The following is a 15,473-nucleotide window of genomic DNA, read 5'->3' as shown; positions in this document are numbered from 1 at the left end:
GCGCGTATAAAGGTCAGTCATTTCAAGAAAATCAATCAGGGAGGCCGCTGCATGGCCGATACTTCAACAAATCAGGGCATACCCGAACCGGAGGGCATGTCGCAGATCATCGAGACCGATTACGAGATCGGTCAGGACAATATCGAAACGCGGATCGGACCGTTCGGGCTCGATATCCACAATCCGGTCTTTCTCGTGTCGGGGCTGTGCATCATCGCCTTCGTCTTCTACACGCTTGCGCTGCCCGAACAGGCGGGCGCCGCCTTCAGCTGGATGTTCAGCGCCGTCACCAAGGGGTTTGACTGGTTCTTCCTGAGCGCCGCCAACATCTTCGTGCTGTTCTGTCTCCTGCTCATCGTGCTGCCGGTCGGGTCGGTCCGGTTGGGTGGGGCCGAGGCCACACCTGACTACACCTATGTGGGTTGGTTCGCGATGCTGTTTGCCGCCGGCATGGGCATTGGCCTCATGTTCTACGGCGTGTCCGAGCCGATGAGCCATTTCGCCTCGTCACTTGGCGGAACGGCTGCGGAAGATGGCGCGCGGACGGACTGGGCGCCGCTGGGCGCGGCTGGCGGCGATGAGCAGGCGGCGATCCGTCTGGCCTTTGCCGCGACGATCTTTCACTGGGGGCTGCACCCCTGGGCGATCTATGCGGTGGTGGCCTTGGCGCTGGCGCTGTTTTCCTACAACAAGGGCCTGCCGCTGACGATCCGGTCTGCCTTCTATCCGATCCTCGGAGATCGCGTCTGGGGTTGGCCGGGACATGTCATCGACATTCTTGCCGTGTTCGCCACGCTGTTCGGTCTGGCGACATCGCTGGGCTTCGGGGCCACGCAGGCCAATGCCGGTCTGAACGAGCTGTTCGGCATTCCGGTGAGTTCCAGCACCGAGGTGATCCTGATTTCCGCAATCACCGCCGTGGCGCTGATTTCGGTGGTGCGCGGGCTTGATGGCGGTGTGAAGGTGCTGTCGGAAATCAACATGGGGCTGGCGGCACTTCTGCTGCTCTTCGTGCTGTTCGCCGGGCCAACGATCGCGATCCTGACGGGCTTTGTCGACTACCTTGCAGCCTATCTGCAATATCTCCCGGCGCTGTCGAACCCGGTGGGCCGCGAAGACACCAACTTCATGCAGGGGTGGACCTCGTTCTACTGGGCGTGGTGGATCAGCTGGTCGCCGTTTGTGGGCATGTTCATCGCCCGCGTGAGCCGCGGCCGGACCGTGCGCGAATTCATCATCTGCGTGCTGCTGATCCCGTCGCTGGTCTGCGTGCTTTGGATGTCGGTCTTTGGCGGTGTCGCGGTGCAGCAGGTGGTGCAGGACGGCTACACCGCAGCACAGGACGCGCCGCTGGAGCTCAAGCTTTTCAAGATGCTGGATGCGCTGCCGCTCGCGTCGATCACCAGCTTCATCGGCATCATCCTCGTGATCGTGTTTTTCGTGACCTCGTCGGATTCCGGATCGCTGGTGATCGATACGATCACCGCAGGTGGCAAGGTGGATGCGCCGGTGCCCCAGCGGGTGTTCTGGTGCATTTTCGAAGGGGCCGTGGCCATCGTGCTGCTGCTCTCGGCTGGAGGTCTGCAATCGCTGCAATCCATGGTGATTTCGACCGGCCTTCCATTCACCATCGTGCTTTTGGTGATGTGCCTTGCGATCTGGAAAGGTCTGCAGGCGGAACGTCGCATTCTCTAGTCTTAAAAAAGCGCGTTATAGTCCGTCCCGGTGCAGGCCGGGGCGGATTTTTTGTGGCACGTCCACCGTGCTGTCCAGCCCCTACCGGTGCTGCATCCCCAAGGAATAAAAAGACCATGCTGGATACAGATTTCGTACGTTCCAATTTTCCCGCCTTTGCCGAATCCTCTCTGGCCGGGCAGGCGTTTTTCGAGAACGCGGGCGGGTCCTATACCTGCGCGCAGGTGATCGACCGGCTGACCCGCACCTACAGGTCGCGCAAGGTTCAGCCCTATGCGCCTTACGCGGCCTCGCGGCTTGCAGGCGAGGAAATGGACGAGGCGCGATCCCGTCTTGCTGCGTTGCTTGGGGTCGAGACCGACGAGGTGAGTTTCGGGCCTTCGACCACGCAGAACACCTATGTCCTGGCGCAGGCGTTCCGTCAGTTCCTGTCGCCCGGCGAGGCGATCATCGTGACAAACCAGGATCACGAGGCCAATTCGGGGCCATGGCGACAGCTGGCGAACCGGGGTGTCGAGGTGCGGGAGTGGAAGGTCGATCCGGAGACCGGCCATCTTGACACAGAGGCGCTGGAGGACCTGCTGGACGACAAGGTGCGGCTGGTGTGTTTTCCGCATTGTTCGAATGTGGTGGGCGAGGTCAATCCGGTGCTTGAGATCACGGCGCTCTGTCATGCGGCGGGGGCTTTCGTCTGTGTCGACGGAGTGAGCTATGCACCGCACGGGTTTGTCGATGTGGGCAATCTGGGCCCCGACATCTACCTGTTTTCCAGCTACAAGACCTATGGTCCGCATCAGGGCGTGATGGTGATCCGGCGCGGTCTGGGCCGGATGCTGCCGAACCAGGGGCACTATTTCAATGCCGACACGCTATACAAGCGGTTCACGCCTGCCGGACCGGACCATGCGCAGGTTGCGGCCTGTGCGGGGATGGTGGATTACATCGAGGCGCTTGCCGCGCATCATGGCGTGACGGCGCGCGGCGTGCATGACGTGATGCGGGCGCATGAGGTCGCGCTGTTGCAGCCGCTGCTGGACGCGGTGAAGGACCGCAATTCGGTGCGGCTCATCGGCCCCTCCGAGGCCTCTTCGCGCGCGCCCACCGTGACCCTGGCGCTCAACCGTCCGGGAGAAGAGGTTGCGGCCGAGCTTGCCCGGCATGGCATCATGTGCGGCGGGGGCGATTTCTATGCCGTCCGTGCGCTTGAGGCGATGGGGGTCGACATGCAAAAGGGCGTGCTGCGGCTGAGCTTTGTGCATTACACCACGCAGGCCGAGGTGACCAAGGCCATCGCTGCGCTGGACGCGGTGCTGTAGGGGGCGCTGCCCCCGTCCGCCTGTGGCGGACTCCCCCGAAGTATTTGGGAACCAGAGAAGAAAGGACCTGCGTTTGACCTTTGACGCGGCGCGGCTAGGTCGCGCGGAAACAAATCGGCGAAGGGCAGGGCGATGACATCTCCGACACTGGTGTGGATCCGCAGGGATTTGCGGCTGAGCGATCACGCGGCCCTTGTGGCGGCGGTGGAGCGAGGCGGGCCGGTGATCCCGGTCTTCGTGCGGGACGGCACGGTTGACGCGCTGGGCGCTGCGCCGAAATGGCGGCTGGGCCTTGGTGTCGGGCATTTTGCCGAAGCGCTGCGGGACAAGAGCAGCCGGTTGATCCTGCGATCCGGCGATGCGCGCGAGGTGATCCCGGCGCTGGCCAAGGAGGTCGGCGCGGGCGCGGTCTATTGGCAGCGCGCCTATGATCCCGACTCGGTGGAGCGGGATACGGATGTGAAGGCGGCGCTCAAGGATTTGAGGATCGAGGCCAAGAGCTTTGCCGGGCACCTGATGTTCGAGCCGTGGACTGTCGAGACCGGGCAGGGGACCTTTTACAAGGTCTACACGCCGTTCTGGAAATCGGTGCGGGATCGGTCGGTCGAGGCGCCTTTGTTGGCGCCATCGTCTTTGCCCGCACCAGACGTGTGGCCCGAGAGCGAGGTGCTGGAGGATTGGGCGCTTGGGGCCGCGATGAACCGGGGGGCGGACGTGGTGCGCCCTTTCGTGCAACTGGGCGAGGGCGCAGCGCAGTCCCGGCTGGGCGCGTTCATGGCGTCCAAGGTGGCCGAGTATGACCGGACGCGGGATCTTCCTGCTGTGGATGGGACATCGAACCTGTCCGAGAACCTCGCGCTTGGCGAGATCAGCCCGGCGCAGTGCTGGCATGCCGGGCAGCGCGCGATGCAGGATGGCAAGGCTGGTGCGGAGACCTTCCTGAAGGAGCTCGTGTGGCGCGAGTTCGCCTATCACCTGATGTGGCACACGCCGCGTATCCTGACCGACAACTGGCGCGAGGAATGGGCGGCATTCCCTTGGAACGAGGATGAACGGCGTGCCGAGGTCAAGGCGTGGAAACAGGGGCGCACCGGCATCCGCTTTGTCGATGCGGCGATGCGCGAGATGTATGTCACGGGGCGCATGCACAACCGTGGCCGGATGATCGTGGCGAGTTACCTGACCAAGCATCTGATGTGCCATTGGAAGATCGGCCTGCGGTGGTTCGAGGACTGCCTGATCGACTGGGATCCGGCCTCGAACGCGATGGGCTGGCAATGGTCGGCGGGCTCAGGGCCGGATGCAACGCCGTATTTCCGGGTGTTCAACCCGGTGACGCAGCTCGACAAGTTCGACAAGGATCGGGACTATGTCAGTCGGTGGATCGCCGAAGGCTACGGCACGCCGCATGCGGACGCGCTGTCCTATTTCGATGCGATCCCGCGGTCCTGGACCCTATCGCCCGATGCCGCCTATCCCGACCCGGTCGTGGGCCCGGACGAGGGGCGGAAGCGGGCGCTTTCGGCCTACGAGAACCGGGATTTCTGATCCACCGCAGTGTTCAGGTTCGGCTGTCGCGGAAAAACAGCGCAAGTGAACAAAATCCGTCACTTACCTAGCGGTATATCTTGTCTTTGGCCGCGGTGGACTACCTAGCGTTAACACTTGCCTGCCCTGCGCGGCTGTGGCTAGTGTCACGTGACTTGGACAGTGGAAGACCTGAATGATCCTGACATCGACCGAAACCCAGCCCAATCTGCCGCGCTATTTTGCGCAGGTCTTCGCGATGGCGGACAAGCTGCAGAAGGGGCGGGTCGACTTCATCCTGCCCGATGGCCGGCATTTCCGGGCCGAGGGCAAGGAGCCAGGACCGGTGGCCGAAGTGCATGTGCACAACAGCGATCTTTTTGCGCGCCTGATCCGGGATGGTGATCTGGGGTTCAGCGATGCCTATCTCGAAGGGTGGTGGAGCACGCCCGACCTTCAGGCCTTCATGGATTTTGTCCATGGCGACAACAACGATGTCTATGACAGCTTCCCCGGCATGACATTCGTGCGCTGGTACGAACAGCTGCGGTTCTGGATGCAGTCGAATTCCAAACGGCAGGCCAAGAAGAACATCAGTTACCATTACGATCTGGGCAACGATTTCTACAGTCTTTGGCTCGACGACACGATGACCTATTCCTCGGCCCTGTTCGAGACCGGACAGGAGAGCACGGAAAAGGCGCAGATTGCCAAGTACAAGAGCATGGTGGACCAGATGGGCGCGCAGCCCGGGGATCATGTTCTCGAAATCGGCTGTGGCTGGGGCGGGTTTGCCGAATACGCGGCAAAGGAACGGGGGCTCAAGGTTACGGGTCTGACCATCAGCGCCGAGCAGTACAAGTATGCCGTGGAACGGATTGCCAAGGCCGGTTTGTCGGATCGTGTGACTTTCAAGTTGCAGGATTACCGCGATGAAAAAGGCCAATATGACGGGATCGCGTCGATCGAAATGTTCGAGGCGGTTGGGCAGAAATACTGGCCAACCTATTTCAATTCGGTGAAGAACTGCCTCAAGCCGGGCAAGAATGCGACCTTGCAGATCATCACTGTCGAGGAATCGCGCTGGGAAATTTACAATCGGGGTGTTGATTTCATTCAGAAATACATCTTTCCCGGCGGCATGCTGCCAAGCCCGGGCGTGCTGCGCTCGGAAATCGAGAGTGCGGGGCTCACCGTCGCGCGGTCCATCGAATTCGGGGAAAGCTACAGCCAGACGTTGCGGCGATGGCACGAGACCTTCAACGAAAAATGGGATCAGGTCGCCCGTCTTGGATTTGATGAACGGTTCCGCAGAATGTGGAATTTTTATCTGACCTCTTGCGCGGCGACTTTCCATAGCGGAAACTGTGATGTGACGCAGATCACCATCACGAGACCAAGTTAGATGCCCACAGCCGCCAAAGCCGTTGCAGCACTCTGTCTCGCAGCTTTGGGGTATCTGGCGTCGGAGCTTCTCAAGACGCTGCTTCCGGTCAGTACCTATTTCGGCAATTTCTCCACCTACAACGCGATCATCGGTGCCTGTGTCGGTTGGATCGTCGTCGGCACACGAGCCGGGCGGGGGACTAAAGACGCCATCGCCAACGGTCTGACCGGGGTTGCCGCGCTGATCTTCTGGTGTGTCTTCGTGCATGCCAGTCTCGAGATGTTCAATCTGTCGATGAAGCGGCGCTATGACGGTCCGGTGGAGGCGTTCTCGGCGATCTTTGAAATAGGGATCGAATATGCGGGTTTCCTGATGAACCCGATGATGATCTCGACCCTGCTGATCGGTGCTTTGCTGACGGGGTATTTTTCGGAATACGCAGCCCGGCGCTGGAAATAAGGCGTTTTGTCCAGTCTCTTCTTCTACGGCACGCTGTGTCATGTGCCTTTGCTGGAGGCGGTTCTGGGATGTCCGGTGGAGGGACTGTCGCCGCGTCTGAGGCAGGCTGTCCTGCCGGACCATCACGTGTCCTGGGTCAAGGATCAGCCTTATCCCATGATCGCCAAGTCTGCGGAGGCAGAGGCGCGGGGGCTTTTGCTTCTTGATGTGACGGAAGATGAAGAAGAGCGGCTAAAGTATTATGAAGGCGCATTTTCCTATCATCTGAGTGAGGTCGTTGTCAGGGCCGAGGATGGTCCGGCAATGGCGCTCTGTTTCTATCCGATGTCGCATGACCAGACCGCCGGCGCTGATTGGGTTCTGGAGGACTGGGTGCGCGGCTGGGGCGAGATGGCGGTTGGGGCGGCGCGGGATGTGATGGCGCGACGGGCGCGATATGACGCGGAAACGGCGGCCAGTCTGCGGCCTTTCCTGATGGCTCGGCACTGGTCGCGCCAGCTGGCACGCGATGGTGCAGGGCCCACCACACTGCGGCACCGCGCGACTGACGGGGATGTGCAGATACAACAGCGCCACGACGGCTTTCGCGGCTTTTTCGAGCTGGCCGAGTTTCAGTTCGATCACCTGCGGTTCGACGGCACGCGCAGCCCGTCTGTCACACGCGAGGCGTTTCTTGCCTTTGATGCGGCATTGGTTCTGCCCTACGATCCGGCGACCGATCACGTTCTTCTGATCGAACAGCTGCGCTTTGGTCCGCTGTGGCGCGATGATCCGCAGCCCTGGGTGTTCGAGCCGATTGCCGGGCTGGTCGATGCGGGAGAAGACCCGGCAGACACTGCCCGACGTGAAGCCATGGAGGAAAGCGGTCTGCGCCTCGGAGACCTGGAGCCGATGGTTCAGGTCTACGCGTCACCAGGATACTCCACCGAGTTTTTCCATTGTTTTCTGGGTGTTGTCGACCTTTCTGAATTCAGCGCCTCACGGGGTGGTCTTGCTTCGGAGCATGAAGATATCTGCAGCCACATCATGCCGTTCGATACCGCCATGGCGCTGGTTCAGACCGGCGAGATCAATGCCGGACCCCTGATCATGATGCTCTACTGGCTGGCGGCGGAACGCGGCAGATTGCGCGCCTCGGCTTGAGTTCCGTGGCCCGCGGGCCTACACCCTGAGGAAACACATCTGACGGGGGCACCATGCGTTTTGCAGGCGAACTGGCCGAGGCAGTCGGCAACACTCCTTTGATCAAGCTGCGCAAGGCCAGCGAAGCGACCGGATGCACCATTCTGGGCAAGGCGGAGTTTCTCAATCCGGGCCAGTCGGTCAAGGACCGTGCGGCGCTCTTCATCATCAAGGATGCGATTGCCAAAGGGCAGCTGAAACCCGGCGGCACGATTGTGGAAGGCACGGCGGGCAATACCGGGATCGGGCTTGCGCTCGTGGGCGCGTCGATGGGGTTCAAGACGGTGATCGTCATTCCCGAAACGCAGAGCCAGGAAAAGAAGGACATGCTGCGCCTTGCCGGGGCCGAACTGGTCGAGGTGCCTGCGGCGCCTTACAAGAACCCGAACAACTACGTGCGCTATTCAGGCCGTCTGGCCGAGGAAATGGCGCGGCGCAGCAACGAAGGGGTGATCTGGGCCAACCAGTTCGACAACGTCGCGAACCGTCAGGCGCATATCGAAACCACAGGCCCCGAGATCTGGGAGCAGACCGATGGCAAGGTCGATGGCTTCATCTGCGCGGTTGGCTCGGGTGGCACGCTGGCCGGGGTGGCCGAAGTGCTGCAGCCCAAAGGGGTGAAGATCGGTCTGGCCGATCCGATGGGGGCAGCGCTTTATTCCTATTACACCACCGGAGAATTCAAATCCGAGGGTGGCTCGATCACGGAGGGCATCGGCCAGGGGCGCGTGACCGCAAACCTTGAAGGGTTCAAACCCGATTACGCGTACCAGATCCCCGATGACGAGGCGCTGCCGATTGTGTTCGACCTTCTGTCGGAAGAAGGGCTTTGCCTTGGTGGGTCGTCCGGAATCAACATCGCCGGTGCGATGCGGCTGGCCCGCGACCTTGGGCCGGGCCACACCATCGTGACGATCCTGTGTGACTATGGCACACGGTATCAGTCCAAGCTCTTCAATCCCGCCTTCCTGCGCGAGAAGGGGCTTCCGGTCCCCGACTGGATGGATGCGGCACCGCTCGACATTCCCACGGTCTTCGAGGACCAATGACCCGGCTCTGTGCAGCCCTGCGGGCAGCAGCATTCCTGCTCCTGCTCGGGGTGTCTGCGCTGTGGGCGCAGGTCGATCCGCTGAACTATGACGCCTGGGAACAGGTGGCCACTCGTGCCGAAACGGCGATCGAAGCGGGCGATATTCCGACCGAGGATCTCGAGGCGCTGCGGTCCGACCTTTCGGAATATCGGGATCGGCTGCTGGGGATACAGAACGCGGGCGATCCGCGACTGACGACCCTCCAATCTCAGCTTGATGCGCTGGGAGCACCGCCCGAAGACGGGTCGGAGCCTGAGGAGATCGCGCAGCGCAGGCAGGAGTTGCAACGCCAGATCGGCCAGATTCAGGCCCCCCTTCTGCGCGCCGAGGAAGCCTATAGCCGGGCAGACGGGCTGATCACCGCCATCGACGACATGATCCGTTCGCGCGAGACCCAACGTCTGCTGCAGCGCGATACCGGCCCATTGGACCCGCGCCATTGGGGGCCCGCGATCACCAGCCTTTTCATGCCGTTCCGTGAAATCGCGCGGGAAGTGGGCGACAACTGGGCCGACGCCACTCTGCGGACAGCCGCGACGGACCAATTGCCGGCCGTGCTTTTGCTGATCGGTCTGGCGATGCTGCTCGTGTTCCGAGCGCCGAAACTGATTGACCGGCTCGGCGGATGGCTGCGGTCCCGCACCCGTCGCGGCACGGGCGTCTGGAGCACATTGCTGTCGCTCTTGCGACTGACCCTGCCGACCGGCGGGCTATTGCTGTTTGCGTTGGCCGTGACCATGACCGGCCTGCTGGGCACCCGGGGCACGCAGCTCATTTTCGTGCTGCCGTTCATGCTGTTCATCGTGCTGCTGGCGCGGTGGCTCGCGGCGGAAACCTTTTCCAGCGATGACGAAATCTGCACGATCTCGCTGTCTCAACAGCGGCGCACCGAGGCGCGCTACTATGTGAACTCCTTGTCCTGGCTGCTCGCGCTCAACGCGCTTTTTACCTATCTGGTCGAGATCGGGGAATGGGCGGATGAAACCCGGGCGGTGCTGGGCTTCGCCATTCATCTCCTCTGTGGTCTGATCCTGTTCCGGTTGGGTCAAATCCTGCGCCAGACCGGTGCGCAGCCTGACGCCTCCCAGAATGGCGACGACGAGTCCATTCAATTGTCCTTCCCGTCACGGCTTGCGCGCATGGCCGGGCAGGGCGCGATGATGGTGGGTGTCGCAGGGCCGATCCTGTCGGCCATCGGGTATTTCAACATCGCCGATGCGCTGATCTTTCCGACCATCCTGACACTGGGCCTTTTTGCGCTGCTGCTCCTGCTGCAGAGGTTGACGCGCGATCTCTACCACCTGTTCACCGGGACGCCGCTGGATGAGGCCCAGAGCCTCTTGCCGGTGATCACGGGCAGCATCCTGACGCTCGCCGCCTTGCCGGTGCTGGCGCTCACCTGGGGCGCGCGGGTGGCCGACCTGACCGAGATCTGGGCGCGGTTCCAGGCGGGGTTCTCGTTCGGTGATACACGGATTTCGCCGACCGATTTCCTGACCTTCGCCTTCGTCTTCCTGATCGGCTACGTGCTCACCCGCCTCCTGCAGGGCGGCCTGCGCGGGTCGGTCCTGCCCAAGACGCGGCTGGACAAGGGGGGACAGACCGCCATCGTGTCGGGGACCGGGTATCTCGGGATCTTTCTGTCGGTCATCATCGCTATCACGGCGGCGGGCATCGACCTGACCGCGCTTGCGTTTGTCGCAGGCGCCCTGTCGGTTGGGATCGGTTTCGGTCTTCAGAACATCGTGCAGAACTTCGTGTCCGGGATCATCCTGCTGATCGAACGGCCGATCTCGGAAGGCGACTGGATCGAGGTTAACGGCCAGCACGGCACCGTGCGCGACATCTCTGTCCGCTCCACCCGGATCGAGACCTTCGACCGGACCGAGGTGATCGTGCCCAATGCCGATCTCGTGTCCAATTCGGTCACCAACTACACCCGGGGCAACACGCTGGGCCGTCTGGTTGTGGATGTGGGCGTGGCCTACGGCACCGACACGCGCAAGGTCGAAGAGGTGCTCTACAAGATCGCCCGCAACCACGAGATGGTGCTGATGAACCCCGAACCCTTTGTGCATTTCAAAGGGTTCGGCGCGGATTCTCTCGATTTCGACGTGCGGATGATCCTGCGCGATGTGACCAAGATCCTCGTGGTGCGCACCGAGATCAACCACCAGATCGCCGAGGCGTTCAAACGCGAAGGCATCGAAATTCCCTTTGCACAGCGCGACATCTGGCTGCGCAACCCCGAAGCCCTGCCGGGCGCGCGCCCGGCACGCACAGAGACACCCGACCCGGAGGAGCCGACATCGTGACCCAATCGCAAGACCCGCTCTATCGCACGGATGCCTATGCTCGCGAAGCGTCTGCGCGTGTTGTCGCCCATACCGAAGAGGGGGGGATCGTGCTCGACACGGCGCTGTTCTACCCAACCGGCGGCGGCCAGCCCGGTGACAGCGGATGGATCGACTGGGACGGCACAACGCTGTCCATCGCGACGGCGGTGAAAGGGCAGGCCGGCGAAAGCGTGCTGGTGCCCGCAGAACCCAGCCGCCTGCCGCCCATCGGGGCGCATGTCGTTCAGCGGATCGACTGGGAGCGTCGTCACAAACACATGCGGGTGCACACCGCGCTGCACCTTCTGTCGGTGGTCATCCCGTTGCCGGTGACAGGTGGTGCCATCGCGGCCGGGCGTGGGCGTCTCGACTTCATGATGCCCGAGCCGCCCGAGGACCGGGACGCGCTTGAAGACGCTCTGAATCGCCTGATCGACCGCGACCTCGTGGTGAGCGAAAGCTGGATCACCGAGGCCGAGCTCGATGCCAATCCGGGGCTGGTCAAGACCATGTCTGTCCAGCCCCCGCGTGGCAGTGGCCGGGTGCGGCTCGTCCGCATCGGGGAGGGCGATGATCAGGTCGATCTGCAACCCTGCGGAGGCACCCATGTGGCGCGCACCGGCGAAATCGGCCGCGTCGTCTTTGGCAAGATCGAGAACAAGGGCAAGCAGAACCGCCGGGTGAACATCGCGCTCGAGGCATGATGTACCCGCTCGCGTGCCTCGTCGTCGGCGCTTTCGTGTGCTTGGTCGGTCTGGTGCTGATTGTGGCGCCGGACGCCTATTTCCAGCTTTATGCGACCCACTACGTGCCCGGCATGGATTTTCCCGCGCGCCGCTTTGCCCCCGCCGTGCTTGCCCTCGGCGAGGTCCTGCTCGTCGCCCGATCATTGGAGCCCGGCCCGTTTGCGGCGGTGCTGTGCCTGATCACGGCCTTTGCGTTTCTCGGAGTCGCGGGCACGGGCCTGCTGGCCTGGCGGGACGGCATCGCCCGCGCCGCGATCCTCTGGGCCGCCGCGCTCGAATCCGCAATCGCGGTGCTGTTCCTCGTGCTCTGGATGCGAATGCGCAAGCTTTGAGCGAAACTTCCCAACTATCTCAACAATCGCCCTTGCATCCCCCCAGCGCTTTCTTCTAAACACCGCCTCGGACAGGTGGCCGAGTGGTCGAAGGCGCGCGCCTGGAAAGTGCGTAGGCGGGAGACCGTCTCGAGGGTTCGAATCCCTTCCTGTCCGCCACTACACAAAAATTTTCCGTTTTAAGTTAATGACTTAGAGGTAGTGGGCTCTTTTTCGTCCCCCATTTTGTCCTCCATTCAACATTCGAGTGAATAACTGGTTAGTTCGGCGATAGAGATTTTGTATTTCTCTTTTGAGGTGCCGACTGAGCAGGCCCGCGTTTGCTGTGACAAGGTCCGAGCCTTCCATGGTTTTCTTGAGAAAAATGTGTTCGGCCGTGTTCTGGTCGTATTAAGTAGTGTTGCAGGCGTCCAAGCCACTGACTGCATCAGCATCGCGGCTTCCGTTTTGTAGAGGTTTCCATATGATTTGTGACGACGTTGAACAGTTGGACATCCGGAAACTCCCCAAGCACCTACTTCCCTTGCCGGGTGCGGTGACGTTCGAAGGGGTGGTTTTCCACACAACTTGGTCAGCGACGAACTTCGGTGGGAGGCGTCAATGGTTTCTCTGTCCAAGCTGTAATCGACGCTGTGCCATTGTTTACCGCGCTGGTGCCGCTGGCAAATTTGCTTGCCGTGTGTGTTTGCATGGTCGCTACGCATGTGAGGCCAAGGGGATGCGTGCAAGGCGTTTGCAGAAAGTCTTTAAACTCCGCCGAAAGCTTGGCGATAATCGCGACGGCATTGCGCTACCCTTCCCGGAGAAACCAAAGTGGATGCACAAATCGACCTATGGACGTCTTCGTTCGGAAGCTGAAGCCATACAGGTTGAAGTCCTCCTCTCGGATCTTGCTTCGGTGCGAGGCGAGTCGGTGACGGTCTTGAAAGAATACCTAGCTCGCCGGTCAAACGCTGTTTCGCCTAAACCTAAGCACTCCACGTGAAATAATTGGATGGAAGCAACTGGCTTGTTGGTCAAAGTCGTTCGTAATTCTGTGACAGGGCTTGGCCGTCAGAAGGTTTGCACACTCTTGCGTTTCATCTGTAAGGCGCAGCATTTTCCAATTTGGCGCAATAAAGTAATCGGTGCTGGGGACAAAAGTGAAGATTTTCGCTCAAGGTGCCGTGAAGGTTTGTTCTGGGCGCGCAGCTGAAGCCTGAAGTAACTAGTGGGCCGATCCCGGCTCAGATATCTAATTGGTTATGCGCATACAGGACGCGAAAAGCGACGGGGCTAAGTTCATGCGGCCTGACCGCACAACTTCGGTGGGGATAACAAGAAGTCAGAGACCCGATCCGGCAGTAGAAGGCTACCCCGTCGAGCCAAACGTGGAATTTGCACCTTCATCTGTCAAGTCAGATCCAGCATTTGACGAGGCCGCATCTCGCGATGTAACCAAGGTGTTCAATGCCGAGCTTGCCAAGAGCCTACTCGGCCAGAAGGTGACAGTGCGTTACGTTCGCAAGCTGATGAATTATCCGAATGGGTCTTACATTACGGATCGCGCAATCCCGGATGGTTCAGTCTAGGTCGACTTGGGCATTGCTTGCGCCACCTTTTAGGATGTTTGCGACCTTCGTAGCGAGATTGCTGACCAGCTCCGCTGCTATGTTCTTTGGCAAATGCGCGAGGGCTCTGGATATAAACATACCGGGGCCAATTCCCTTAACGCTCCGCCTAGCGGCACCATGTTAACCCTACGCGCTAAACTTAGCGTACTGACGCCCAGAACGGTTTTCAAGTCTGGATCTCGCACCAAAGCACGCGCATGAAATGCGTGGCATCGTCAATGCTCTCAAGCCGAAGCTAGTGGTTCGCACGTCTAAGGCAGCGCGCGAGGCGGTTCGCGCTTTTCAAGGAAAGGATTTAGTGAACACGAACCAGTTAGCACGTTGGTGACAAGGACCTATGAGTTCTTCATAGCGATGCATGGTGGCTTCAATCGCTGCATCTACATCTGAAGCTTTCCTGCGGTCGACCTTGAAAGGCTTAACAGGTCGCTGAAATAGTTGATGAGCCGGAACGCTTTCCCGTCATCAGGTCCGGTTCGACTGATGGGTCATTTCTGTCGGCGCGTCCACGGCTCGCTTCTGTGTCGATGTTTCCCTTCATGCCCCCAGTAACCTTGGTAGCCGAGCAAGGTTGTTGGCGGCCATGGTGAGGATGAAGCGGGATCGGACGCGTTCGACGCCCCGATACATGGTTTGTGCCATGCCGCCGACGGTTTTTGCCCAGCCGAACGGCTCTTCGATCTTTTTTCGGTGCTTCTGGGACAACGCATATCCCTCGTGTCGGGTCGTGCGCCCGTCGATCGCTGAATATCTCGATTTCTGGGCGACATGGGGCGTGACGCAGGCTTGGCGCAGGTCGGAAACGAACCCGGCCGCGTCATATCCCTTGTCGGCCCCGAGCGTCAGCTGCCGCGTCGATCCGGGGGAATGGCGATGAATCATGTCCAGCGCCGCCTTGCGCTCGGCATGACCCTCGGCCTGGGTCAGATCACCCTGCACGACAAACCCGTTCCGGTTTTCCATCAGCGCATGGCCCATGAAGCAAAGCACCGCACCCGTGCCGGGGGATTTCTTGTAAAGGCGCGCATCCGGATCGGTGACCGAGGCGTGTGTGGCGTTCGAGCGCTTCTCGCCCTTGAAGTCGACCTCGGCATTGCGGTGGCGGCGGCTGTCGTGGTGCATTGGGTCGGTCTCGGCTGGGGTCTCTGACGGCGCGGGTTCAAGGGTGGTATTCAGGGCGGGCGGATCGCCCGGCCCTTCATCGTCAGGCGGGGTCGCCTCAGCCTTCGGCTGGAAACTCTTCATCGATGCCCAAGCCTTGATGAGCGTTCCATCGACCGAAAAATGCTCGTCCGACAAGAGCGGCGCGACCTCGCGATGCGCCAGGATCGCGGCCATCACCTTTCGCGACATATCCGTCGTCAGCAGCCGGTCGCGGTTCTTGGTGAATACCGTGGGGACCCAGACCGGATCGTCGATTCCGAGGCCGACAAACCAGCGGAACAGCAGGTTGTAATCCATCTGCTCCATCAACTGGCGCTCCGACCGAACCGAGAAGAGAATTTGCAGCAGGCTTGCCCGGATCAGCCGTTCCGGTGGGATCGAGGGTCTGCCGAAATCAGTGTAGAGCGTCTCGAAATCCGCATCCAAGCTTGCCAGCGCGTCATTGACCACCTGTCTGATCTTGCGCAGCGGGTGTCGCGGCGGAATGCGCTCCTCCAGATCAACATAGCTGAACAGCGACCCGCTCGTCTCATCCAAACCCCGCATGATCACCTCTGCCATTTCCGTGGCGAGGATGAATCATGTTCTCAAACCGCTGTCGAGGCAGCACTATTTCAGCAGCCTG

11 protein-coding genes and 1 tRNA gene are annotated in these 15,473 nt (G+C 61.0%); 11 read left to right on the top strand and 1 reads right to left on the bottom strand.

Translation table 11 applies throughout. The features are described from left to right. The first annotated feature begins 51 nt into the window (after positions 1-51). The 11 genes from MRY75_RS09365 to MRY75_RS09315 all read left to right on the top strand — a co-directional run bounded on the left by MRY75_RS09365 (position 52) and on the right by MRY75_RS09315 (position 12,230). Positions 52-1,695: a BCCT family transporter gene (locus MRY75_RS09365; protein WP_292307223.1), complete on the top strand. Its 1,644-nt coding sequence runs from the start codon at positions 52-54 to the stop codon at positions 1,693-1,695. 116 nt (positions 1,696-1,811) lie between these two features. Beyond that, on the top strand, positions 1,812-3,011 hold the full coding sequence (locus MRY75_RS09360; RefSeq protein ID WP_292307221.1) for an aminotransferase class V-fold PLP-dependent enzyme: 1,200 nt from the start codon (positions 1,812-1,814) through the stop codon (positions 3,009-3,011). A gap of 132 nt (positions 3,012-3,143) precedes the next feature. Continuing rightward, on the top strand, positions 3,144-4,559 hold the full coding sequence (locus MRY75_RS09355) for a deoxyribodipyrimidine photo-lyase (RefSeq protein WP_292307220.1): 1,416 nt from the start codon (positions 3,144-3,146) through the stop codon (positions 4,557-4,559). A gap of 175 nt (positions 4,560-4,734) precedes the next feature. After that, on the top strand, positions 4,735-5,943 hold the full coding sequence (locus MRY75_RS09350) for a cyclopropane-fatty-acyl-phospholipid synthase family protein (protein WP_292307218.1): 1,209 nt from the start codon (positions 4,735-4,737) through the stop codon (positions 5,941-5,943). Then, the gene (locus MRY75_RS09345; protein ID WP_292307216.1) at positions 5,944-6,384 is read left to right on the top strand and encodes a TrgA family protein; all 441 of its coding nucleotides are present in this window, start codon (positions 5,944-5,946) and stop codon (positions 6,382-6,384) included. A gap of 6 nt (positions 6,385-6,390) precedes the next feature. Next, entirely contained in the window at positions 6,391-7,527 is a 1,137-nt protein-coding gene (locus tag MRY75_RS09340) for an NUDIX domain-containing protein (protein ID WP_292307214.1), read from the top strand. A gap of 53 nt (positions 7,528-7,580) precedes the next feature. Then, positions 7,581-8,615 carry a cysteine synthase A gene (locus MRY75_RS09335; protein ID WP_292307212.1) on the top strand — a complete coding sequence of 345 codons (1,035 nt, stop codon included), beginning with the start codon at positions 7,581-7,583 and terminating at the stop codon, positions 8,613-8,615. Beyond that, complete coding sequence (locus MRY75_RS09330) at positions 8,612-10,972, top strand: DUF3772 domain-containing protein (protein ID WP_292307210.1); 2,361 nt, start codon at positions 8,612-8,614, stop codon at positions 10,970-10,972. The genes MRY75_RS09335 and MRY75_RS09330 overlap by 4 nt, the downstream gene beginning before the upstream one ends. Then, positions 10,969-11,697 carry an alanyl-tRNA editing protein gene (locus MRY75_RS09325; RefSeq protein ID WP_292307208.1) on the top strand — a complete coding sequence of 243 codons (729 nt, stop codon included), beginning with the start codon at positions 10,969-10,971 and terminating at the stop codon, positions 11,695-11,697. Before MRY75_RS09330 ends, MRY75_RS09325 begins: the two co-directional genes overlap by 4 nt. Beyond that, positions 11,694-12,071 carry a hypothetical protein gene (locus MRY75_RS09320; protein ID WP_292307207.1) on the top strand — a complete coding sequence of 126 codons (378 nt, stop codon included), beginning with the start codon at positions 11,694-11,696 and terminating at the stop codon, positions 12,069-12,071. The genes MRY75_RS09325 and MRY75_RS09320 overlap by 4 nt, the downstream gene beginning before the upstream one ends. Positions 12,072-12,140: 69 nt before the next feature. Beyond that, a tRNA-Ser gene (locus tag MRY75_RS09315) sits at positions 12,141-12,230 on the top strand. Between the two features lie 1,991 nt (positions 12,231-14,221). Here MRY75_RS09315 and MRY75_RS09310 read toward each other — a convergent pair. Then, a complete protein-coding gene (locus MRY75_RS09310) occupies positions 14,222-15,394 on the bottom strand; it encodes an IS5 family transposase (RefSeq protein WP_292307349.1) in 1,173 nt (390 codons plus the stop codon). Positions 15,395-15,473: the final 79 nt, after the last annotated feature.

This window comes from Marivita sp. (assembly GCF_022763305.1).
Taxonomy (GTDB): Bacteria; Pseudomonadota; Alphaproteobacteria; order Rhodobacterales; family Rhodobacteraceae; genus Marivita.
Note: the sequence above shows the minus strand (reverse complement) of the source record. Positions and strands in the feature narration are given on the sequence as shown.